At 39.8% G+C, this 20,583-nt stretch carries 20 protein-coding genes; 11 read left to right on the top strand and 9 right to left on the bottom strand.

The features are described 5' to 3' along the window. The first annotated feature begins 62 nt into the window (after positions 1 to 62). From BUB11_RS16875 to BUB11_RS16855, 5 genes are all read left to right on the top strand, one after another. A complete protein-coding gene (locus BUB11_RS16875) occupies positions 63 to 605 on the top strand; it encodes a hypothetical protein (RefSeq protein ID WP_073030930.1) in 543 nt (180 codons plus the stop codon). 15 nt (positions 606 to 620) lie between these two features. After that, entirely contained in the window at positions 621 to 1,835 is a 1,215-nt protein-coding gene (locus BUB11_RS16870; RefSeq protein WP_073030929.1) for an NAD(P)/FAD-dependent oxidoreductase, read from the top strand. A gap of 54 nt (positions 1,836 to 1,889) precedes the next feature. Further along, complete coding sequence (ilvD, locus tag BUB11_RS16865; protein ID WP_084110349.1) at positions 1,890 to 3,560, top strand: dihydroxy-acid dehydratase; 1,671 nt, start codon at positions 1,890 to 1,892, stop codon at positions 3,558 to 3,560. Between the two features lie 224 nt (positions 3,561 to 3,784). Next, on the top strand, positions 3,785 to 3,970 hold the full coding sequence (locus tag BUB11_RS16860) for a 4Fe-4S binding protein (protein WP_073030928.1): 186 nt from the start codon (positions 3,785 to 3,787) through the stop codon (positions 3,968 to 3,970). A gap of 527 nt (positions 3,971 to 4,497) precedes the next feature. After that, the gene (locus BUB11_RS16855; protein WP_073030927.1) at positions 4,498 to 5,556 is read left to right on the top strand and encodes an HD-GYP domain-containing protein; all 1,059 of its coding nucleotides are present in this window, start codon (positions 4,498 to 4,500) and stop codon (positions 5,554 to 5,556) included. A 118-nt stretch (positions 5,557 to 5,674) separates the two neighbouring features. Here the strand turns inward: BUB11_RS16855 and BUB11_RS16850 are convergent, their stop codons facing one another. The 7 genes from BUB11_RS16850 to BUB11_RS16825 all read right to left on the bottom strand — a co-directional run bounded on the left by BUB11_RS16850 (position 5,675) and on the right by BUB11_RS16825 (position 13,531). Further along, positions 5,675 to 8,098: an HD domain-containing phosphohydrolase gene (locus BUB11_RS16850; RefSeq protein ID WP_143187642.1), complete on the bottom strand. Its 2,424-nt coding sequence runs from the start codon at positions 8,096 to 8,098 to the stop codon at positions 5,675 to 5,677. 278 nt (positions 8,099 to 8,376) lie between these two features. Beyond that, positions 8,377 to 8,562: a ferredoxin gene (locus BUB11_RS16845; protein ID WP_073030925.1), complete on the bottom strand. Its 186-nt coding sequence runs from the start codon at positions 8,560 to 8,562 to the stop codon at positions 8,377 to 8,379. Positions 8,563 to 8,827: 265 nt separating this feature from the next. Continuing rightward, a complete protein-coding gene (gene aspD / locus BUB11_RS16840; protein ID WP_073030924.1) occupies positions 8,828 to 10,486 on the bottom strand; it encodes an aspartate 4-decarboxylase in 1,659 nt (552 codons plus the stop codon). A gap of 306 nt (positions 10,487 to 10,792) precedes the next feature. Further along, positions 10,793 to 11,602 carry a GDSL-type esterase/lipase family protein gene (locus BUB11_RS16835; RefSeq protein WP_084110348.1) on the bottom strand — a complete coding sequence of 270 codons (810 nt, stop codon included), beginning with the start codon at positions 11,600 to 11,602 and terminating at the stop codon, positions 10,793 to 10,795. A 12-nt stretch (positions 11,603 to 11,614) separates the two neighbouring features. Then, a complete protein-coding gene (locus BUB11_RS28335) occupies positions 11,615 to 12,082 on the bottom strand; it encodes a hypothetical protein (RefSeq protein ID WP_242947582.1) in 468 nt (155 codons plus the stop codon). Then, on the bottom strand, positions 12,070 to 12,618 hold the full coding sequence (locus tag BUB11_RS28330) for an ABC transporter permease (RefSeq protein ID WP_242947581.1): 549 nt from the start codon (positions 12,616 to 12,618) through the stop codon (positions 12,070 to 12,072). The genes BUB11_RS28335 and BUB11_RS28330 overlap by 13 nt, the downstream gene beginning before the upstream one ends. Further along, on the bottom strand, positions 12,611 to 13,531 hold the full coding sequence (locus BUB11_RS16825; protein WP_073030923.1) for an ABC transporter ATP-binding protein: 921 nt from the start codon (positions 13,529 to 13,531) through the stop codon (positions 12,611 to 12,613). The genes BUB11_RS28330 and BUB11_RS16825 overlap by 8 nt, the downstream gene beginning before the upstream one ends. 286 nt (positions 13,532 to 13,817) lie before the next feature. Between BUB11_RS16825 and BUB11_RS16820 the strand changes: the two genes are divergently transcribed. The 3 genes from BUB11_RS16820 (at position 13,818) to BUB11_RS16810 (ending at position 15,544) form a co-directional block, all read left to right on the top strand. After that, on the top strand, positions 13,818 to 14,144 hold the full coding sequence (locus BUB11_RS16820; protein WP_073030922.1) for a YnfA family protein: 327 nt from the start codon (positions 13,818 to 13,820) through the stop codon (positions 14,142 to 14,144). Positions 14,145 to 14,180: 36 nt separating this feature from the next. Further along, positions 14,181 to 15,128, top strand: a complete 948-nt coding sequence (locus BUB11_RS16815) for a ketopantoate reductase family protein (protein ID WP_073030921.1) — start codon at positions 14,181 to 14,183, stop codon at positions 15,126 to 15,128. 230 nt (positions 15,129 to 15,358) lie between these two features. Beyond that, positions 15,359 to 15,544 (top strand): hypothetical protein, encoded by a 186-nt coding sequence (locus BUB11_RS16810; protein WP_073030920.1) that lies wholly within the window; start codon positions 15,359 to 15,361, stop codon positions 15,542 to 15,544. Between the two features lie 127 nt (positions 15,545 to 15,671). On the opposite strand, the gene BUB11_RS16805 is transcribed toward BUB11_RS16810, so the two are convergent. Continuing rightward, on the bottom strand, positions 15,672 to 16,478 hold the full coding sequence (locus BUB11_RS16805) for an XdhC family protein (protein ID WP_073030919.1): 807 nt from the start codon (positions 16,476 to 16,478) through the stop codon (positions 15,672 to 15,674). Positions 16,479 to 16,791: 313 nt separating this feature from the next. Between BUB11_RS16805 and BUB11_RS16800 the strand changes: the two genes are divergently transcribed. Both BUB11_RS16800 and BUB11_RS16795 read left to right on the top strand, forming a co-directional pair. Further along, positions 16,792 to 17,715, top strand: coding sequence for an arginine deiminase family protein (locus tag BUB11_RS16800; protein ID WP_073031006.1), 924 nt, complete (start codon positions 16,792 to 16,794; stop codon positions 17,713 to 17,715). Positions 17,716 to 18,075: 360 nt separating this feature from the next. Further along, a complete protein-coding gene (locus BUB11_RS16795) occupies positions 18,076 to 19,095 on the top strand; it encodes a potassium channel family protein (RefSeq protein WP_073030918.1) in 1,020 nt (339 codons plus the stop codon). Positions 19,096 to 19,207: 112 nt separating this feature from the next. On the opposite strand, the gene BUB11_RS16790 is transcribed toward BUB11_RS16795, so the two are convergent. Further along, positions 19,208 to 19,735 (bottom strand): gamma carbonic anhydrase family protein, encoded by a 528-nt coding sequence (locus tag BUB11_RS16790; RefSeq protein WP_073030917.1) that lies wholly within the window; start codon positions 19,733 to 19,735, stop codon positions 19,208 to 19,210. A gap of 458 nt (positions 19,736 to 20,193) precedes the next feature. Here BUB11_RS16790 and BUB11_RS16785 point away from each other — a divergent pair, with 458 nt between their 5' ends. Beyond that, the gene (locus tag BUB11_RS16785) at positions 20,194 to 20,523 is read left to right on the top strand and encodes a hypothetical protein (RefSeq protein ID WP_073030916.1); all 330 of its coding nucleotides are present in this window, start codon (positions 20,194 to 20,196) and stop codon (positions 20,521 to 20,523) included. Positions 20,524 to 20,583 lie beyond the last annotated feature (60 nt).

Raw genomic sequence — 20,583 nt, 5'->3', positions numbered from 1 at the left:
ATATCGCAGAGAAAGCTTAACCCATTGCAAGTCAAATCCAAGTGAAAGGAGCGGGTGATTAAATGCCGCATGCTGTGCATTGTCAAGGAACAAAGGGAAATTCGGCTCAGGCTTTGGTGAAATTTACTGTGACCGCTCAAGGTTTTAACGAGCAGGACTCCAAGCAAGCTTCATCTGAATTATTAAGGATACTCAGTAAGTACCGAACAAGTATGATTGGAGGAATAGATAATGATACCATCCAAGCTGATTTTACCGATAAGGAAGAGGTTGTCAAAGCAGTTAAAGAACTAAAGGTAGCAAACCTTGGGATAGCTGTCACGGTTACAGGGGTAGATGAACAAGAATACTCAGTTGGTGTCCGCGGTAAGCTCTCAAAACTTCCCGAAGCTGAAATCCTAGAAATAACCACGATGTGTGGACATGGAATGGTTTCTCAGCATTTGGCCCGACAGACGTTACTGGATATGAAGCGAGGGATTCTCAGTCCTCGCCAAGCGGCAGAACACCTGGCAACTCCCTGTATCTGCGGGGTATTCAATCCGAAGAGAGCCCAGCGATTACTTGAGGAACTGACTGAAATCTGGTACTACGATGAGTTCTAGGGGAGGGGGAGAGAATTGGTCTATCTAATAATCGGCAACGGTCCTGCCGGTGTAAGCGCTATTGAACGTATTAGACAGCTGGATGATCAGGGCAAGATTATTCTGGTCTCCAAGGAAAATAATCCGCCCTACAGCCGAATAATGACTCCGGAGTATATGACGGTTGAAGTTGAGGAAAAAGATCTTTTTTGGCGAGGGATTGATTTCTATACTGAGTATAATGTAGAGACATGTCTGGGCAGGGTGGTAAAAAGGATTCTGCCTGAGCAGAGTATGGTCGTGTTAGATAATCATGAAACGTTAATTTATGATCAGCTGTTGATTGCTCCAGGCTCCCGTCCTGTAGTTCCCTCATGGGTTAACTTCGATACTAAAGGGGTATTCACTCTCTGGGATAAACTCGATTCAGAAAAGATTAATTCTCACCTCTCGGAGGTTAAGAGAGCAGTCATTGTCGGGGGTGGATTGGTCGGTTTGCAGTCGGCTCGTGCTTTGACTGCCCAAGGAGTAAGTGTAACGATCATAGAAAAAATGGACCGTCTGATGCCGGTACAGCTTGATGAAACAGCAAGTTCGATGCTCGTAAGGTTAGTAGAACAAAATGGGATTGAAGTTCTGCTAAATACTGAAGTCATGTCTTTAGAAACAGCGAATGGAGGCATTGCTGCCGTTAGGACGAGAGAAAAAGAAATCCCTGCTGATATGGTCCTCTTTTGCATTGGCATAAGACCTAACCTGGAAATGGTTTCAAACACGTCCTTGGAATTAGAACAAGGACTTCTCGTCAATGAGTACATGCAAACTAATCTGGAAAATATCTATGCTGCAGGGGATGTCGCCCAAGCTTTTTGTCAGCAGAGCGGTAAGCAGAAGCTGAGAGCTTTGTGGCCGTGTGCTGTACAACAGGGTAAAGTCGCAGGAGCCAACATGGCTGGTGGTAGAGACAGCTATAAAGGAAGCATGGCCATGAATTCCTTCCAGTTGTTTGGGCTGTCAGTACTGTCATTGGGACAAATAGAAAGCACGGATGATGTAGAAGAAAAGATTCTTATGTATCCTGCTTCAGGGTCTTACCAAAAACTTTTGATTAAGGAAGGAAAGTTCCTAGGCTTGATCTTCGTGAGGGATATTCAGCAGGCTGGCATACTCTTTCCTAAAATAGGTCAGTTTTTGGAGCAGGGATATTGGGGGAGTATCTCTTTAGTCGAGGTAGAAAATATTCAAGTGTAGCAGGTAAAAAATTTAAATATTAAGTAAAATGAAAAGAGGATGTGGGGATCAAGTATGAAAGACTTCAGGAAAATGAGAACTTCGAAAGAGTTGTTCGACGGAATCAAAGGGGCCTATCCGCGAGCAATGTTTAAATCTGTCGGGTATACCAAGAAGGATTTAAGCAAACCGATTATCGGTGTAGTGAGTTCATTCTCAGAGTTTCATCCTGGAAGTTACCCTAACAAGGAATTGGCGCAATTTGTTAAAAGCGGTATCTGGGCGGCTGGTGGAACTCCAGTTGAATTTCATACGGTGGCAGTGTGTGATGCCATCGCTCAAGGAATGGGGATGCACTATTCCTTGGCGAGCAGAGAAGTTGTGGCAGCGGAAATCGAAGTCATGGTCGGCTCAAGCGGATTTGACGGATTAGTGTTCTTGCCTTCCTGTGACAAATCACCGGTTGGAATGCTTATGGCAGCTGCTCGTTTGAATATACCCACCATTTTCTTGCCTCCCGGTCCCATGCTTTCTCATCATGATGAGAAAGGTGAACAAAGGGTCATGTCAGATATCAAAGAGGCAATGGGAGCTTTCAAAAAAGGAATTATTGATGAAGCACTTTTCGAGTCGATTGAAACCGATACCTGTACCACAGTTGGTGTTTGTGGAATGATGGGTACAGGGAACACCATGGGTTGTTTAATTGAAGCCTTGGGTATGAGTCTGCCGGGAACTGCCACAACTCCCTCTGTCTATGCGGAAAAAAGGAGGCAGGCCAAAGAAACGGGCGAACGAATCGTAGAAATGGTCAAAGAAAATTTATTGCCTAAGCAGATACTCACCAAAGAAACCCTCGACAACGGAATACACTTCCTAATGGCGATTGGTGGCTCGACCAATCTGATTCTTCATCTGCCAGCCATTGCCCATGAAGCGGGTTTCGATTTAACTCTCGACCAAATAGACGCCATATCGGCAACGACACCGGTAGTTGCTAAATACAAACCATCAAGTAAATTTACACTTTGGGATTTTTATCAAGCGGGTGGTGTTGGAGCTATTCTTGGCATAATCTCAACATTGCTCCATCAAGAAGTTCTCACAGTGACTGGCCAATCGATTGCTTCCTATACTCGAGAAGTCAGGAATTGGGAGACGATCCGAACCTTAGATAACCCCTTTCAGCCTCAGGGCGGGATCGTCATTCTTAAAGGAAATCTGGCCCCTGACGGTGCAGTCATTAAAGTAAGTGGCATCAAAGATGCACCGAAGCATCAGATAGGTGTTGCTAAGGTGTTTGAATCTGAAGAAAACTTAATAGATCATATAATGAATAAGGAAATAAAACCGGGAGATGTCTTGGTGATTCGCTATGAAGGACCAGCCGGTGGTCCTGGAATGCGAGAAATGTCCATTCCAGCGGCTTTGCTGACGGGTATGGGTCTGGGTGACAGTGTGGCAATGATTACGGATGGACGGTTCTCAGGTGCGACGCGTGGATTCTGTATTGGTCACGTCTGTCCGGAGGCCTTTGTCGGTGGGCCGATTGCAATTGTCGAAGATGGCGACTTGATTGAGATTGATGTCGCTAACAAAATGCTTAATATCCAGTTAAGTGAGACTGCGATTGCTGAGCGACTGAGCAAACTTCCGTCCCCTAAACCCCCTGTAACTAAAGGGTATTTAGGATTATACAGTCGAAATGTAGGACAGGCTAATAAAGGAGCAATCTTAGAAAAATAGATATGTCAATTCACACCTATTTTATGAAAACTCTGCTTAAAACCAAGTTGATTTTTTTAGATTGATTAAAAAAGCCGTACATTTTTGTGCGGTTTTTCTTTTTCTGAATTGCAATTGCTCTTAGAGATTTCTGGGGTGCTATTGACAATTTGGGCCTGAAACTTTATACTTTCAATATACCCCATGGGGGTATGGTTAGTAATAATATAGAAGAAGGTGTATTTATGAATATCACAGTTAGAAAAAATAGATGTCCTCAAAACCATCCTTGTCCTTCGTTACGAGTTTGTCCAGCAGGTGCAATGAGTCAAAACGGATTTGAAGCCCCAATTATTGACCAGGAAAAATGCATTAGCTGCAAGAAATGTGTGAAATATTGTCCGATGGGAGCTATTCAAGCCACTGAATAAAGTAGCTCTATTTAACATGACAACGCCCGCAGAGATGTTCAGTTATTACTAAAGGGACTTATCGTTCCTGAACATCTCTGCCACTAATCTAGAAATTAGACCGTTTTGAGAAGGATTTCATGCCAAGAAGGTAGAAGATATATTATACCTATAGTTATCCTTACAAAGATTTACCTAAATGGAGGGCATATGTGGGGGAGATTGTTACCAAAGACAGTTATCAACTCATTGTCTCCACAGGATATGGAACTTGGGGTCCGCCGTAAAGAATTGGCACTAACCCCGAAATCATAGACTTAAACTCAAGTTCCAAAAAGCACGTTAGAAGTATTTTGCAATTACCAAAACCCGCAGGTGTGATAATGCGGTTTTTTTGTTAAGCGATAAAGAAACAATTAATATCAAAGTGGGTATAATTCTATCCAGAGTTAAAGGATATGAAGGATTTATGTCGAAATATTATAGGAATTAATATAACGTGTCGATAATTATAAATTAACATATAGTCAAAGAAGAGAGGCAACAAAGTGCGGGAAGTAAGTGTTCAGCGCCTTAAAGACGGGGATGTTCTAGCAAAAGAGATTTATTCCTCAAATGGTAAGATATTACTCGGTAAAGGCGTGGTACTCAAATCTCAGTTTATTAATCGACTGCGGCAATTGGATATTCATGGTATCTATATCGAGGATGATTTGACCAGTGACATTATTATTGAGGATGTTATTTCAGATCAGCACCGCTTTAATGCTATGTCAGCTATAGAAAAATCATGCAAAACTATTCAAACCGGAAAGAATCAAGAAATTAATATAAAAGAAGCAGTAAGTAATATCGTACAAGATATTCTCTTTCAAAAGGAAATAATGATTAGCCTTATGGACATGCGTAACATTGATAATCGAGTATACGCTCATTCCGTTAATGTCTGTGTATTATCTTGTGTTTTAGGCAAAGGACTGGGTTTGCCGGTAGACAAGCTTAATGATCTTGCTCAAGGTGCGTTGCTCCATGATGTAGGAATTGTGAATTTGCCTTCCGAGATTCTTAATAAAAGAGGTCCCCTAACGAATGACGAAAAAGAGCTGTATCAAAATCATACCACGGAGGGCTATGATATTGTCCGTAAAAAAGCACAAACTAGTATTATCATTGCGCATATGGCTTATCAACATCATGAATGGACAAATGGCAATGGCTATCCGCGAAAACTAAAGGGTGCCTCTATTCACCCTCTGGCAGAAATTGTTGCCGTAGCCGACTTCTATGATTGTCTTATCCATGGTTCACCTGGTATTCCTCGGGTTTTACCCCATGTAGCTTGTGAAATACTAATGGCTAATGCTGGGGTGCGTTTCCGCCATGAGTTGATTCACATCTTTTTACAATATATTGCGGCCTACCCTACAGGGTATACTGTTAAGCTTAATAATGGAGAAACCGGAGTCATTGTCGGTCAAAATAAAGGATTGCCTACTCGTCCAATCGTACGAGTTTTTGATGGGAAGGTAAATCTTAGTCAAGTAAAGGTTACCGAGTACAATCTTGTGCATGAGCGAACTCTTTTTATTGATTATATTATTGAATAGGATTTTCCAACTGCTGGTTTCGTTCTTAACTCTGAATACATGAAAAAAAGCCTAAAAGCTAACTCGAAGGAGTTAGCGTCTAGGCTTTTTTTTAGTTATTTGTATTTAGGATCAACTTTTAACATTCTGGCCTTGGTAAGGAATTCAATAGGTTCTGATCAACAGATGAATCCTCACTCAATATGGTCAAGAACTGTTCTACCATATCAGGATCGAACTGCTTTCCAGAACAGCTTTTGATTTCTAGTACGGCACTTTCAATGGTCATTGCCTCTTTGTATTGTCTGGCGTGAGTCATAACATCAAATGAATCTACAATTGCCAGAAGCCGAGATAATTTTGGGATTTCTTTGCCTTTCAGGCCTTGAGGATAACCGGTGCCATCATATCTTTCATGATGGGACAGAATTTCATTAGCTACGTGTGCTAAATCAGGTGTCGATACTGCGATGCGGTATCCAATTTCTGAATGAGTTTTCATTACTTCCCATTCGTCTGAGGTTAGTTTATCCGGTTTAAGCAGGATGTCTTCCGGTATTCCTATTTTACCGATATCATGAAGAAGACTTAGAAGAGCTACTTCATCAAGTTCATCTTGGGATAGGCCCATTCTTTTACCTATCTGGCTGCACATCTGTTCGATTCTCCTGGTATGTTCTTCAGTTTCGATGTGTTTTTCATGGAGGGATTGCTCAAGAGAACTCAATATTGAACTTTTCGCACTTCTGCTTTCCAGAAGCTTATTCCGATACATCCGTTCTTCCGCCAGCTTTATGACTGCTTTCATATCAGTGTGCAGACGATCTTTGTTAGCTCGCCCCCAGGAAAGACTGATTGGGGTCTGATAACCTGACATATTTGCACACTCTTTTTGTATTTTCTCAATTAAAATATCAACATAGTCAGAGTTGTTGTCTTTAATAAAAATAATAAATTCGTCCCCGCTCCACCTTGCAGGAATATCACCCGTGGAACAGCAATTCTTGAGAATCTCTCCGATCCCGCGCAAAAGGCGATCCCCTTCTTGGTGCCCAAACGTATCATTAATAAGTCTTAGTCCATTAATATCACCCATTATGATCCAACTGTTACATGAAGTACATTTATCTGCTTTTTCTAATAATACTTCTACAAAGGTTCTGTTTTTTAGAGTTGTCACCATATCCGTTTGGCTAAGGTAAAGGTTTTCTGCCTCATAGTTTTTGCGTTGGGTAATATCCGAGATGGTACCAATTAAGCGCTTTGGATTTTTGAAATCATCATATCGGACAATTTTCCCTCGACATTGAAGCCATAACCATTCTCCGGAGCTCTTTCTCACTCTGCATTCTACCATTAGTTTTTCATCGTTACCTTTAAAGCAATCACTCAAAGCAGCTCTAAAAAGAGTTTTGTCCTCTGGATGTATTATATTTATTACTTGATCATAATCCAGATAACCTTTATGGTTCATGTATCCTAAATATTTAAGCAAGTCAGGACTAATATTAAATTTATTCATTAATAGATCAGTGTCAAAATAGCCATCATTAGTTGCTTCCATGATTAATTTGAACCGTTCTTCATTAATTCTAATTTCTTTATAATGGTTGTCAAGCTCTTGCAACATTTCATTGGCACTCGAAGCGAGACTGGAGATTTCATCATTCCCTGGTAAAGAGATCGTTTTGGACATCAGTTTTTTGTTTCTTATACAATTCATAAATCCGTCAAGCTTTTCAATACGTCTAAAGACAGAGAACTCCAATATTCTTAAACATAAGATAGAAATAATTAAGAATGTCGCGATAAATGCAAAACTAGAGTAATTGATAATTGCCAATCCATCGCGATACATGATTCGATCAGTATCGAGCTTCAAAAAAATCTCGGTATTATTCTGGATATTATTTATTAGTGCATAACTAGTTACAGAATCTGTGGTCTTCTTGATGTACAGGATAGTATGATCAGAGGACAGCATAACATTGTCTTGTTGCAAAGCTTCCAGTATTTCGGGGTCTTGTGATGTATGAAAATTAATACCTACTTTTAAAACATCTTTAAGATAGTCAAGAAATTTTTGATCAATCAACTTGCAAAAAACGATTATCCCATTATTCGAGGCTTCTCGGTTAGACGAAGTAACAGGTGAAATAGAAATAAGTAAGGGTTGTCCAGAAACTATTAATAGTCCAGTCATAGGATCAGGGCTAAAGAGTAAATTTCTATAATAATCGGCATTTTTAAAAATCCTAAATAATTCTTTGTTAAATGAACTCTCTACCGATGCATCAATTCCATATGCCTTAGCAAAGACTGTATCCCCTGAAAGATTATAAAAACCCATATAATTTATATTCAAGGAAGTCAAAGTATTATCCTCTAGGTTAATATCAACATATTCGCTATTGGTGCCGTTAAGGAAGGAGTAGGTATCATCCCAATAGGCCCAGTCCATCACTGTACTTTCTAGGGAAGATTCTTCTCTTTGAATAACCGACATTGCTCGGTTGAAATTTTGGCTTACTATTGAGTTCTCGATTTTATCTGCATAATTCATAAAAAATAATCTAAGCAGAATGCCAGAACATAGAACTACAAGGAATAGACCTGAAATTGCAACCAGAGAAATTTTATGTCGGATCTTCAAATTGATCACCTCAAAACGCTTCTTATTTTTGCGATATTTGTCGGATAAATGATTAATGTTATGAATTATGTATATTATTTCTACATCTTGCTTTAAAAACCTCTTTTTCTAATACTCTATATTGCTCAAATTCAAGCAAAAGAAAAAACCCTGACTGAACTCAGGGTGAAGAGGTGGAGAATCATAGATTATTCTAAAATTATAGCTGTTGTTGGGCAACTTTTTAAGGCTGCTTTAGTCGATTCTTCAGCATCGTGAGGAACAGGATTTGTATAGGCTTCGGCAATCTCGTAGCTATTCATTCTAAATACTTGAGGACAAACAGCTTCACAGGCACCGCAGCCGATACAATCTGAATTTACAGAAGCAAACATTGATTTTGAACTCCTTTCCAGTACAGTTATTTGCTAATAAGGCTAGGATAACGTGCAACAGGCTCTGTCGTCAATCTGAATTTATCCAACTTTAAGACTTCCACCTCTAACCTAAGTCTCAAGAACAAGGGGGACACCCGGTCCATACGTTTCGCAAAGAAAATCAAGCTATCGAGCGGGTAGTCCAAGCAATTCGCCCTCTTCTGAAACGTTTAAAAAGTTTAAAACTTTTCTGAGCAAGATGTTGAGCGATTGTGATTCGGACCTAAGTTTTTGGCTTCTTTGAGTCCTTGGAAGCTCTCCAAGAAGTTGCATAGTCTTCAAATGTTTTTTGGACAGTTTCACCGATTATGCTATAAGCCTCGTTATTCAAATTGGCAAGAGATATACGAATGGACCACTTTGGACCGCCAAACCCGATGCCGTTAAGCAAAACAATTGAAGATTCCTTAGCCAAACGGAAAAGGAAGTCAGTGGGCTCATAGTTTTCTTCTAAATAGTCACAGAATTCCTTACCGTACTTAATTTTAGCCCACACCAATAAATCAATTTGACTGTAATAGGCAGCGTTGAATCTATCAGTGCTCAATTCAAGCCCAAAGCCCTCGTATAATAATTTTTGGCGATGGCGACAAATTTCCTGGGTCAACTCTTTGTAACGATTTTCATAGTCAAGCAACGCAAAAAGAGCAAATAGACCCATTTGCACTTGCTGGGGCGTGGATAAACCTGCTGTATGGTTTAGGGCGACTTGTCGACTGTCTGCAACCATACGATCAATAAAACGAAGTTTTTCAGGATGTAATGTGATAGTTCCATAACGTTCCGCTAATGCAGTTGCTTTATTGTGCGGGAGATCCTTTAACAATTGATCAAAGATATTGTCCTTATGAATAGCGATGACTCCAAGGCGCCAACCTGTAGCCCCAAAATACTTCGAGAATGAGTAAACCCCAAGGGTATTAAACGGTAATTCTGCCATCAGTGAACGGAAATTATCGACAAATGTTCCGTAAACATCATCTGTGATAATCATTAAGTTTGGATTGTGGTTTTTAACCATCTCTATGATATGCTTTTTCGAATCGTTTCGGATTGCCACTGAGGGGGGATTGCTTGGGTTAACAACATATAAGGCTTTTATACCTGGATTAGCAAGTTTATCGAGCTCTGATTTTGTATATTGCCAAGTGTGAACCCCTCTCTCGTCCATTTCCAGAGCATTAATTCGTATAATTTCAAAATTGTAGCGCGCTAAATGCGGAATCTCTAGATATGGGGTAAAGGTAGGTACCATGAGTGCAATCTTATCTCCAATTGACAGTAACTTATTGGCAAGCAGAGAGTCAAAAATATAACACATGGCAGCGGTCCCGCCTTCAACCGCGAAGAGGTCGTATTTTCCAGGTGGTGATTCGTTATTACACATTTCCTGAATGAGATAAGCGTGAATAATTTGTTCAAGGTGTGCCAGCATACGATCTGGAACCGGATAGTTATCGCCGATGATCCCATCCACTAGTTCATGAACCCAACCATCAGGGTCAAACCCCAGACTTATTGTTCCATAATCAATGCTTCTCTTGAGCAAATCGACTCCGGGAGCGTTGTGATGTTTTTCTAGGTAGTCTATAAGACGAGTTGCAATGCCTTTGTTATTTGGCATGCCAGCTAGGTCGATATCTTTCCATACGCAGCGGGTTTCCTCTATTGCAAATTGACCCAATGTAAAGAACGCTTCTCGCGGGGTTGCTGCAATCCAGTTTGGGTTGCCTCTCCCTGCATTTAACATTGACCAGATGCTTGTATCTCCGTGTTTATTAGCAAGGTTAATTAATTTGTCTTTGAGTTCAAAAGGACTTAGTTGCTCGTATGTGTGTTCCATCTCCGAATTGGGGTCACTATCGTTCTGAATAGTTATCATTCCTTCCAGATCTTAGTTTCAACCAGACAAGGTTGCTTGCGTATTCATTATTTATTCACTTTATGCTACTCTGTACTGTACTCAAAGGATTTATGCACATAAAAAATCATATCCCAGATGCATGGGTGCGTGAAATTCCCGAAAATACAAAGTGCAGTTATGAAGAGAGCTGGAGATGGGCAAGTGGTATGAAATGTTTTCCCTCATATTATAGTGTGAAACAGACATTTCAAGGAACTTAGCGACCATAAGTCAGGGAGGTAACAAACTTGTTTTTCAAGTCTGTCACCTCCCTTTGGTTTGAAACTATAATCCGGTGAGTATCGTTTCTACCGCTTTACTAATTCTATTGGAGAGCGCTTGATATCCTGCGGAATTTGGATGAAGACCATCCTGAGCGATATATTTCCCTACATTAAATTTCAGCAAGTCATGGGTTGGAATGAAGATTGCTTTTCCATCTTCATCAACGAGTTGTTGGGTATTATAGTTCCAGGTAGTTAAAAGTCTGGCATCTTCAAGACTGGTTGCTTTTTCATAAGGATTGTAAAGACCAAGAAAAATTATAATGGAATTTGGGTTGGTGTTTCTTAGTTCTTTAAACGTTAACTTTAAGCTGCTCTGGTAGTTGTCTAGTCTCACTTTGAATTCATCTTCTTTAGCAAGAGTGTTCAGGGATAGGATGCTTCGGATATCATTTCCGCCGATGGAGACTAAGATAATATCCGAATCTGCGATCAGTTTATCAAGTCGCTGGCTTTGGAGTTGCTCAAGAAGACCTATGCTTTCTAATCCGTCAATTCCTGCGTTATCCACGATGATTTCTTTGGAAGTGTTGTTTTTGAAATACTCCGGCAGATAACCAGAAAACCCTTTACTATTTTCATCTCCCGTCCCTTTAGCAACAGAGTCACCCAGGATCAGCAATTGAACGGAGTTGGGATTCTTGGACGAGAGCGTTGAACCCTCTGGTGTTTGAGTTCTTGGGGCTTCCGAAGATGGCTGAGGGCTGACCATAGTTGTGACGATGATTGCCTGATAGAAGCCGCTGGCTAAAACTATGAAACCTGCGCAGGCGATCACAAGAATAGAGTACCACATGCTTTTTTTAAACACCTTAATTTCTCCTTAGACCAGAATATCTTGTTTAGTAAAGTAGACAAAGCTGACGAGGATCGAAGCGATAGTCCATCCCAGCAGGACGGTGATTGAGAAAAGCATCGTCATCCCTTCGATGGGTTGGAACGATCCCGATAAATAATCCGTGAGCCGTAAATTGACCATGAACATGTAGCGTGTAATCTTCCAATCTGAGAGAAAGTAACTGATGAAATTACCCGCTACAAGGGTTGACATAATAATGCCAATCGAAGCAGCCGTACTTTTAACTAAGATTGAGATCATAAATGAGATACTGCCTACCACCACGGATACAAAATACGCTAAGGAATAAACCATAAGAGTATATCTCCACTGTGGGACATTAAGTACAGCGGAGGTATCTAATTTTCCTGCTACAAGTTTAAAACCTGTGGCCACCGGGGCTAGCCAACCTCCGAGACCAAAGAAGAGGCCTGAAATAATCACGGATAACACAAAAGCAAAAAAAGAACTACAATCTCCAAGATCATCAAGGTTAAATATTTGCTGAGCAGAATCTTCCACCTGGGAACGTTCCTGACGAGGAGAAGTTTTATCGTTCCGCTGGAGGATTCCCCAGACACCATATCTGCTGCCAACATAATAATCAGAAGAGGTAAGAACAAGAAAATCGATTGTTCCATGAATTTGGTTGTAAATTTTGCAGCAGATTGCTCCAGCGGGTTAATGTTATTGTCAAGGTTATACTGCAGTTGTTCAATTCTTACTCGGAGTGAAGATTTATCTTTCTCATCCCTGTAAGGGCTGTCAAGCCTGTTCTTCATATCGATTAACTGCTGGTCAGCCAGCTTGCGCCAGTCATCTGTTGCGCTAATTCCCATCCGTTGAGAGAGTTGGGCCTTTGTTCTTTCTGCAGTATGATTTTGCCCATAGGCAAAGATCGAGATCAGGACGACAAGAATTGCCATGACAAACATGAGTCGTTTCTTAGAAATCATTTTTAGGACTTCATTTTCAATTAGATTAAACAATTTGATCCCCCTCCGTAAGGCCTAAAAATAGATCTTCAAGGGTATTTTGTTTTGCTGTGCAATAGGTGAGTTCCAGACCTTCCCTAATGAAAAATCCATTAAGTTTTTCAAGGGGATGCCGACCAATTTTAGCGCTGATGGTATTCGTTTTTAACTGAGTCGCTTCGATCTGCCAATGGTCCCTAAGAATCGCGATTGCTTTCTCAGGATCATTTATCTGCCATTCGATCTTATCGTCATGTTGAATGATTTCCTGAATGGTAGCTGTTTTGATGACACTTCCTTGCTTAATAATAGAGACGATATCACACATTTGTTGGATTTCTAACAGTAAGTGACTTGATACAAAGACTGTCATACCTTCCTCATAGGCCAGTTTGCGGATCAAATTTCTGAACTCAGTGATTCCTGCGGGGTCGAGTCCATTGGTAGGTTCATCGAGAATCAGAAGCTTAGGCTTACCTATGATGGCCTGGGCGATCCCTAGACGTTGTCGCATACCCAAGGAATAGGTACTTACTTTATCATTGACTCGATGCTGGAGGCCTACCATTTCGACGACGTCTTTAATTCGTTGTTGACTGATCGTTTTATTCATGGCCGCAAATTGCAGCAAGTTTTCCATGCCAGTTAAGTATTTGTACATGTCAGGGCTCTCGATGATGCAGCCGACATTCGATAGGGCTTTCACAAAATCATGGGCTACGGAATAGCCGCAGATTCTTACTGATCCTTCCGTCGGTTTTATCAATCCGACAATCATGCGAATTGTTGTCGTTTTTCCCGCACCATTAGGACCTAGGAAACCATAAATTTGGGAGGGATAAAGAGTTAGGTTTACCCCTTTAACGATTTCCTTTCCTTTAATTGTTTTTCTCAAGTTAGTAAGTTCCAATACTGCAGTTTGCGGCATAAATTCTCCTTTTTTGATGCTGCTATTATTTGAAAGAAATCTTAGGTATGAACTATTTTCTTTTTATTATAAATAAAATCTTCTTAAATAGGAAGTTGAGGACTCTTATTCGAAAAATTAATTAAAATTGTGCACTGTGCCGAATGTATATGAGTGAATAGTGTTGTTGATTACTAATAAATAAAGCTATAATAATAAGAAACATGTTTCGGAAGCAGAAGCAGTCATTATAGCAAAGAACTTTAGTTTATATATGTGTCTGTGCAAAAGGGGGGATATTTGATTTATGCTTCAGGCTATTTTTTTGTTTATTCTAGCTGGTTTAGCCGAAATCGGAGGAGGCTATCTAGTATGGCTTTGGCTGAGAGAAGCTCGGCCCCTTTGGTATGGAATAGTGGGGGGACTCATCCTCGTTCTTTACGGTATCATCCCCACTTTACAAAAGTTCCCGAGCTTTGGGAGAGTTTATGCAGCCTATGGAGGGGTATTTATTATCTTAGCCGTTTTATGGGGATGGGGCGTTGATAAAAAAATTCCCGACAGCTATGATTGGTTAGGTGCTGCCATATGTATAGCAGGAGTCTCTGTCATGTTATGGGCTCCGCGACATTAATTATCCTGTTAAACAATGTAAGATTGGAGAAAAGAAATGAAAGTTTTAGTTATCGGTTTAGGGGCCTTGGGAACTGTGTATTCTTGCCTTTTGAGTTTAGCGGGCCACGAGGTGACGGGGCTAAGCAGACCAGCAAGTATTGAAAAGATCAAGTCAGATGGAGTGAAAGTTTCTGGAATCTGGGGAGAGCACAAGGCGAAGCTCTTTAACGCAGCATCTAAAGTCTCGGAACTTAAGCACCAGAAGTTTGATATTATAATTGTCACCGTAAAATCATTTGTTACAGAAGAGATAGCTCAAGAAATTGTTCCGCTAGTAGGAGATAACACCTACGTATTTCTCTTCCAGAATGGATATGGAAATTTTGAGACAGCCGCCAAATCTATTGCGGAGGACAAGCTTGTTTTAGGCCGAGTTATTTTTGGGGCAGAGACCTTAGCACTTGGAGAGTCTAAGGTGACTGTTATTGCCGATGATGTGATGATTGGTTCTCCCAAAAATCTCATTAACCCCGCGTTGCTTGAGGAGTTTGCCGAAATTTTTTGCAAAGCACTCATTCCTACAAAAGCATCTTTAGAAATCATGAACTATATTTGGGGAAAGATCATCTATAATTCAGCACTAAATTCCTTAGGAGCAATTTTTGAGGTGAGTTATGGAGAGTTAGCTGAAGAACCTGTTACTCAGGAACTCATGAATAAGATCATTAAAGAGATTTTTGATTTGCTTCAAGCAAGAAAGATTGCGATGTTTTGGCCTGATGCTCAAACTTATCTAACAAATTTTTATGACTACTTAATACCTCCAACCTATGCTCACCATTCCTCGATGCTTCAAGATATTCAGAGCGGTCGCCGAACTGAAATTGAGGCCCTGAATGGCGCAGTCGTAAAACTTGCTCATGAAGCAGGGGTCGAGGTTCCTGTAAACGAAGTCATAGTGGCTATGGTGAAAGCGAAAGAGTGCTTTAGTCTGCATTCTTGAGCTATACTTGCATCAAAACATCTTTATCCGTCCGTTCGAGAGAAAAAACAAAATTCCAGGCTTATCTAGATTTGAGCAATTATAAGAAGTAAAGTATAACCTAACATGTAAAGGGGAATATTTTCCAGACTAATTGTAAAAGCATCAATCGTATGGTATTAATAATGTAGTAACAAACAAGAGATAACAAGCCTCTGACTCGATAGAGAACTGAAGAAAGAGGGATTAAAATGACTTTTGTTTTAGTAGTACATGATGAAATTGCCAAAGATCACATTGGAGAATATGAATTTGAGACCTTGAAAGAAGCTAAAGAATTCGCAATTGATCTAATTACAATTGATGAGAGAAATAAAAAAAACTATAGCTATTCCATTATGGATATGGAAAATAATAACTACAAGATACGAGAATAATTGGATGGCGTTCTAAGTCCGGGCACAATGGGCTAATAATTGAGTAACAGTGTAAAACCCCTTTTATCCGTCTGTTTAGACGGATAAAAGGGGTTTTTTTTTCTTGCATCCCAAATTATTGTTTTGGTTAAGTACGAAGGAGATCTGGGTTACGAGCATATTTTATAGCCTGGATCTCAGCTAAGATAGCAAGGGCAATTTCTTCAGGCGTTTCTCCTCCAAGATTAAGCCCTATAGGGGTATGAATCTTGCTCAAGGCCTCCAGCGTCACTCCTTGCGCTTCAAGATGTTGGAAACAGTGGGCAACCTTTTTGCGGCTGCCGACCATTCCAAGATAACGGCTTGGTTTAGAGATGGTCGCAGCCAGAGCTGCTTCGTCTAACGCATGTTTATAGGTACAAATCACCATTGAAGTTTGTTCATTTGTTGAGTAGCGCTTGAGCTCAGTGACTATATCTCCAGATATTAACTCATCGGCATCTGGAAACCGTTCTCTAGTAAGCAGCTCGGGTCTGTCGTCTATGATCGTAATAAAATATCCTAAAACCTTAGCCAATTGATAAAGTGCGCGAGCAATATGGCCAGCCCCGGCAATCAGCAAGTGGTTGGCTTGTTTAAAAGCTCGAATGAATACTTCAATTTCACCGCCGCAAACCATTGCTAGCTGCTGGGGGTCACTGGAATTAATCTCAAGCTCATAACGTATTGTTTTTGAGACTCCTTGTTGAAGGCACTTGGCAGCTTCAATTGCTGCCTTGGATTCTGATACTCCGCCACCAATTGTGCCTCCGAGTAAGTGTCCATCACCATTGACCAGCATCATACTGCCAACTCCCCGTGGGCAGGAACCTTTTGTTTTAGTAATCATAACGAGAGCGACATCCTCACGCCGTTCAAGGGCCAGTGATAATCTTTGGATTACAAGGTTATTCAAATTCTACACCTCTCTAAAATCGATAGACGATTATTTATTACTATTGATTCCCTAGAATTTAAAAGTTGAGACTTTGTTGGTTAAAATTGTATGTATGATAAACGTTCTACTGTATAACCTTATGATGTATAATAGAAAGCTTCGTTAAAGGAGGTTTAGTTCTGAGTGAAATTATCGACTATTATAACTATTATATAGACATTTCAGAGAAACTATCAAGCATAACATGTCAGATCCAAAAGGTTAATAATAGGGTTAAAAAAGTAATTCTGAACCCTTACAACAGAAAGCTTAGGATAGGTGTTAAAGTATGATGAAAATAAATCCAGGGTTTGGAAATGAAAAATTGGCACGCTTAAAGAAAGTTTTACTGCATAACCCTGTCGAGTCACTATCTTCAATTACCCAATCGAATTATAAGTATCATTTGTTCAATAATGTTCCGCAGGTAGATCAGTATTTGAAGGAGCACGAACAATATACTCAATTGTTAAAAGTGCACGATGTAGAGGTGCTAGAAGTTAGGAACTTTGTCCGAGAAACAAAAGATTTATTGCCAAAACTTCCGAATTTAGCTTATCTCAATGATATTGCAGTGGTTACGAGCAAAGGGGCTATATTATCGAAAATGTGTCCAGGTACCAGAGCCGGCGAGGAAAGTGTAGTAAAGGAAGTCTTAACTAATCTTAATATCCCGATTTTCCATGAATTTGAAAATGAGGAAGAGTTTGAAGGTTGCTTGACTTTGTCTCCTCTAACATTGATCATTGTGGATACTGAACGACTTAAAGCTAGTACTATAGAAGGATTCTTTGCTAAAGCTTTGGAAATCTTCGAAGAAGTGATTTATATTAAGGCACCCCAGGTACGAAGATTCATGCATGCTGATATGATTTTTAATCGAATTAGTGAGGATTTAGCAATGTTTTTTCCTCCGGCTATTCTACAAACGTACCTGATTCGCAAACAAAAGCGTGTAGAAATTGATTTTCAGAAATATTTAGGTAAGAAGAATATCGAGCTTATAGAAATAACTGATGTCGAGCAACAAAATTGGGGTTGCAGTTTTGTTCCACTAGAACCAAAAGTCATTATTCATTATGATATAGCATTAAGTAATCAGACTAAAAAAAGATTGCAACAGTGTGGAGTCCAAATCATTGAATTTCACCCCCAAGCTCTATTAGCTGGAGGTGGAAGTTTGCGTTGTCTTACCTTAAGATTATGGCGTGCCTAGTTCAGGCTAAATTCTTAATAGTTTTGAGATGGTCATACAGGGGCGTGTACAGAAAAGAGGGGACAGTCGTGGCGTTTTAAAACATCACACCGATCCCCTCTTTTCTGTACCTGTTTCAGTAAATGGGTGGTTATTATATTAAACACTGGCAGTTAGCGCTGAATTAAAGGAGAAATAATAACTTGTGTAGAAGTTATAGTCCTAGTTTTTTGGGTTGAGAAATATCCACAGTACAAAGAGATGCAGATTTAATAAGATTGAGGCTTATCAATCTTTCGGTCTTTCTTAGATTGTAATAAAAAATAAGAAATTTCACCAACAGAATTGCAATCACAATTTATCTGAAAGGAGGAAAGCTCTTTGCACTTCGTTTTACTTCGCTTATCAATAAAATTATTGAAAATGAAGAATACAGCACTTGCGTTTGGATTTCTTGCTTTTGTACTGATGGTATCAACTTTTGCTTATTTAATTGAGCCTGAGACATTTGAGACTTGGTTTAATTCTCTGTATTTTGTTTTAACAACGATGTCGACTGTTGGTTATGGTGATTATTCTCCAAGTACATTTTCAGGAAAAGTGCTTACTATCTTTATTTATGTATTTGGCATTGGTTTGTTAAGTTTAGTAATTGGTAAGATTATTGATGCTGTTGCAGATTTTCATAGGAGAAGGGAGGCAGGCCAATTGAAGTTTCAAGGTAAGAACCACATTATCGTAATTAATTGGAGCAAAAAGGCACAATATGCCATAGAAGAAATTTTATCCACAGACTCGAATATTGAGGTAGTAATTATTGATGAGATTAACAAACATCCTTATGATAAACCCAAAGTCTATTTTATTAGTGGTGACCCAAGTTCCCTCGATATACTTGAACAAGCAGACATTAAGAATGCTCGTTCAGCAATCATTTTTGCCGATGCAAGAATTGATGAGCCTTCTCTTGTTGATGGAAAATCGTTACTTTTAGCTTCAACTATCGAGAGTTTAGCTCCGAATGTTCATACAACTGTTGAAATTATGATGGAAAAACATATTCAAAACTTCAAACATGTGAAGGTTAATGATTTCGTTCTCTCCCACGATGCTGTGTCAAGATTGGCTGTAAGGTCAGCACTTAATGAAGGAAGCTTGGATATTTTTACGCAATTATTAAGTAGTCAAAGAGGTGCTGATGTATATCAAACAACTGTAAGACCCGAGTGGAAAACATATGAGGATGCTTTTTTAGCACTTATTAAGCAAGGGGCCACCTTAATATCAAACAAGGGTGATATGACAATAAATACTAAGCTAAATGAACCCATTCCAACAGATGCGAAATTATTTGTGATATGTGACGATGAAGTATCCCAAAAGATTAACAACATGTTATGAAATTTTCCCAAGTATTAGATTGCGTCCGGAAGATATTGGCCGAAATTACTACAAGCCTTGCTATCAGGGTGAGTGGTCATTTAGCCCGTTCCTTCAGAGCCCTCAGAGCCAACTAATCCGGTATTCTCTGCATTCCAATTTTTAAGTATTTTGCAGCTAGATCGACATAAACCTGTTTTCCCCATGTCCACATTTTTATGTCTTTATCTTCTAGTTCTCTAACCACTTTGGCTGGATTACCGGCAACTACGACGTTTTCAGGGATAACCTGATTCTGTTTTACGACTGAACCCTCTGCTACAATAGATTTTGCACCAACTTTCGCTCCAAGACTGACAATTGCCCCCATTCCTATCACAGCCCAATCAGCTATGTCGTCAGAATGAATGATCGCTCCATGGCCAAACGTAACTCTGTTTCCAATTTTGCTTAACCCTTCGGGCCGAATGTGGATTATGACACCTTCTTCGACAGCAGTCTCTGAGCCAATTTCTATCCGGCCATAATCCCCGCGCAGAATTGCACCATGCCCAATATAACAGTTGTCTCCAATCTTTACATTTCCGATTACTATTGCAGTTTCGCTTACATATGTTCCCGTCCCTATTTTGGGAGTATGACCATCAAAAGCATAAATCAATTAATCCGCTCCTTATCAACGCGGCCTGCAGTTTTTTTCCAGGTCGCCTCTTTTTATACTAGACCTTCATGCCGCTAACGGCATCTTTACCGCATCATTGCCACTGTAAGGGTTCCCAGCCTGCCTGACGCCAAGCATTAGTAGTAATCATTTTGAATGAGCCAAATTTTAGGAATAATCTGACGCAATAATATTTTATCAAACTACTCATATTTTTTATGTCGTTTTATGGTGAAGCTGTTGCAGAGGTTTGTGTTACGAAAATATTGTGAGGACTGGAAAGAGAAGAAGAATTTTGCCAAAATTAGAAACGTGTTATAATAATAGAAAGGCATTCTAAATGAAGTTAGACATTTAGCGATGTTACTGGTAATACGTGTCTCTGGATTGGTATTAAAAAGAGTGAGAATTTGCCTTATTGATTAATCAACGTGACAAAGGAAGAGGAGATGACTGGAATGGGGTTATCGAAAGTCCAAGAGAAGTTTGAACAGCATAAAATCGACAAGAAATTGGCCAAAAGGCGATTGTGGATTGAGTACATAAAAGGAGCTGTGACGGCATTCATATTTTTAGTAGGATTAGCGCTCGTTACGAGTTTCATAAATGGTCATTTCGCTGTAAAGTATGGTTATATTTTCGATGAGCACCCTGGATACCGAAATCTAGTGCTTTTTCTTTGTATAGTTGCTTATATTATTATGTTTGTTTCCGGGTTCAAAAAGCTCGGACTGAGGATCATGGATAAAATTGATGAGCTTAAGGCAATTGTTGATGGCTTGGATTAAATGAATGAAATTACAACGCTAATCCCTTGGAAGAATCTAGAGTCGGCTTGCAAATCACAT

It is taken from the genome of Desulfosporosinus lacus DSM 15449, assembly GCF_900129935.1.
GTDB lineage: Bacteria > Bacillota > Desulfitobacteriia > Desulfitobacteriales > Desulfitobacteriaceae > Desulfosporosinus > Desulfosporosinus lacus.
This window is presented reverse-complemented; position numbering and strand designations above follow the sequence as displayed.

What these genes read in the sequence shown, in the direction of transcription:
- BUB11_RS16875 (WP_073030930.1), top strand. Translation starts at nt 63, where the DNA reads ATGCCGCATGCTGTGCATTGTCAAGGAACAAAGGGAAATTCGGCTCAG.
- ilvD (WP_084110349.1), top strand. Translation starts at nt 1,890, where the DNA reads ATGAAAGACTTCAGGAAAATGAGAACTTCGAAAGAGTTGTTCGACGGA.
- BUB11_RS16860 (WP_073030928.1), top strand. Translation starts at nt 3,785, where the DNA reads ATGAATATCACAGTTAGAAAAAATAGATGTCCTCAAAACCATCCTTGT.
- BUB11_RS16850 (WP_143187642.1), bottom strand. Translation starts at nt 8,098, where the DNA reads ATGAATTATGCAGATAAAATCGAGAACTCAATAGTAAGCCAAAATTTC.
- BUB11_RS16845 (WP_073030925.1), bottom strand. Translation starts at nt 8,562, where the DNA reads ATGTTTGCTTCTGTAAATTCAGATTGTATCGGCTGCGGTGCCTGTGAA.
- aspD (WP_073030924.1), bottom strand. Translation starts at nt 10,486, where the DNA reads ATGATAACTATTCAGAACGATAGTGACCCCAATTCGGAGATGGAACAC.
- BUB11_RS16825 (WP_073030923.1), bottom strand. Translation starts at nt 13,531, where the DNA reads ATGCCGCAAACTGCAGTATTGGAACTTACTAACTTGAGAAAAACAATT.
- BUB11_RS16820 (WP_073030922.1), top strand. Translation starts at nt 13,818, where the DNA reads ATGCTTCAGGCTATTTTTTTGTTTATTCTAGCTGGTTTAGCCGAAATC.
- BUB11_RS16815 (WP_073030921.1), top strand. Translation starts at nt 14,181, where the DNA reads ATGAAAGTTTTAGTTATCGGTTTAGGGGCCTTGGGAACTGTGTATTCT.
- BUB11_RS16810 (WP_073030920.1), top strand. Translation starts at nt 15,359, where the DNA reads ATGACTTTTGTTTTAGTAGTACATGATGAAATTGCCAAAGATCACATT.
- BUB11_RS16800 (WP_073031006.1), top strand. Translation starts at nt 16,792, where the DNA reads ATGAAAATAAATCCAGGGTTTGGAAATGAAAAATTGGCACGCTTAAAG.
- BUB11_RS16785 (WP_073030916.1), top strand. Translation starts at nt 20,194, where the DNA reads ATGGGGTTATCGAAAGTCCAAGAGAAGTTTGAACAGCATAAAATCGAC.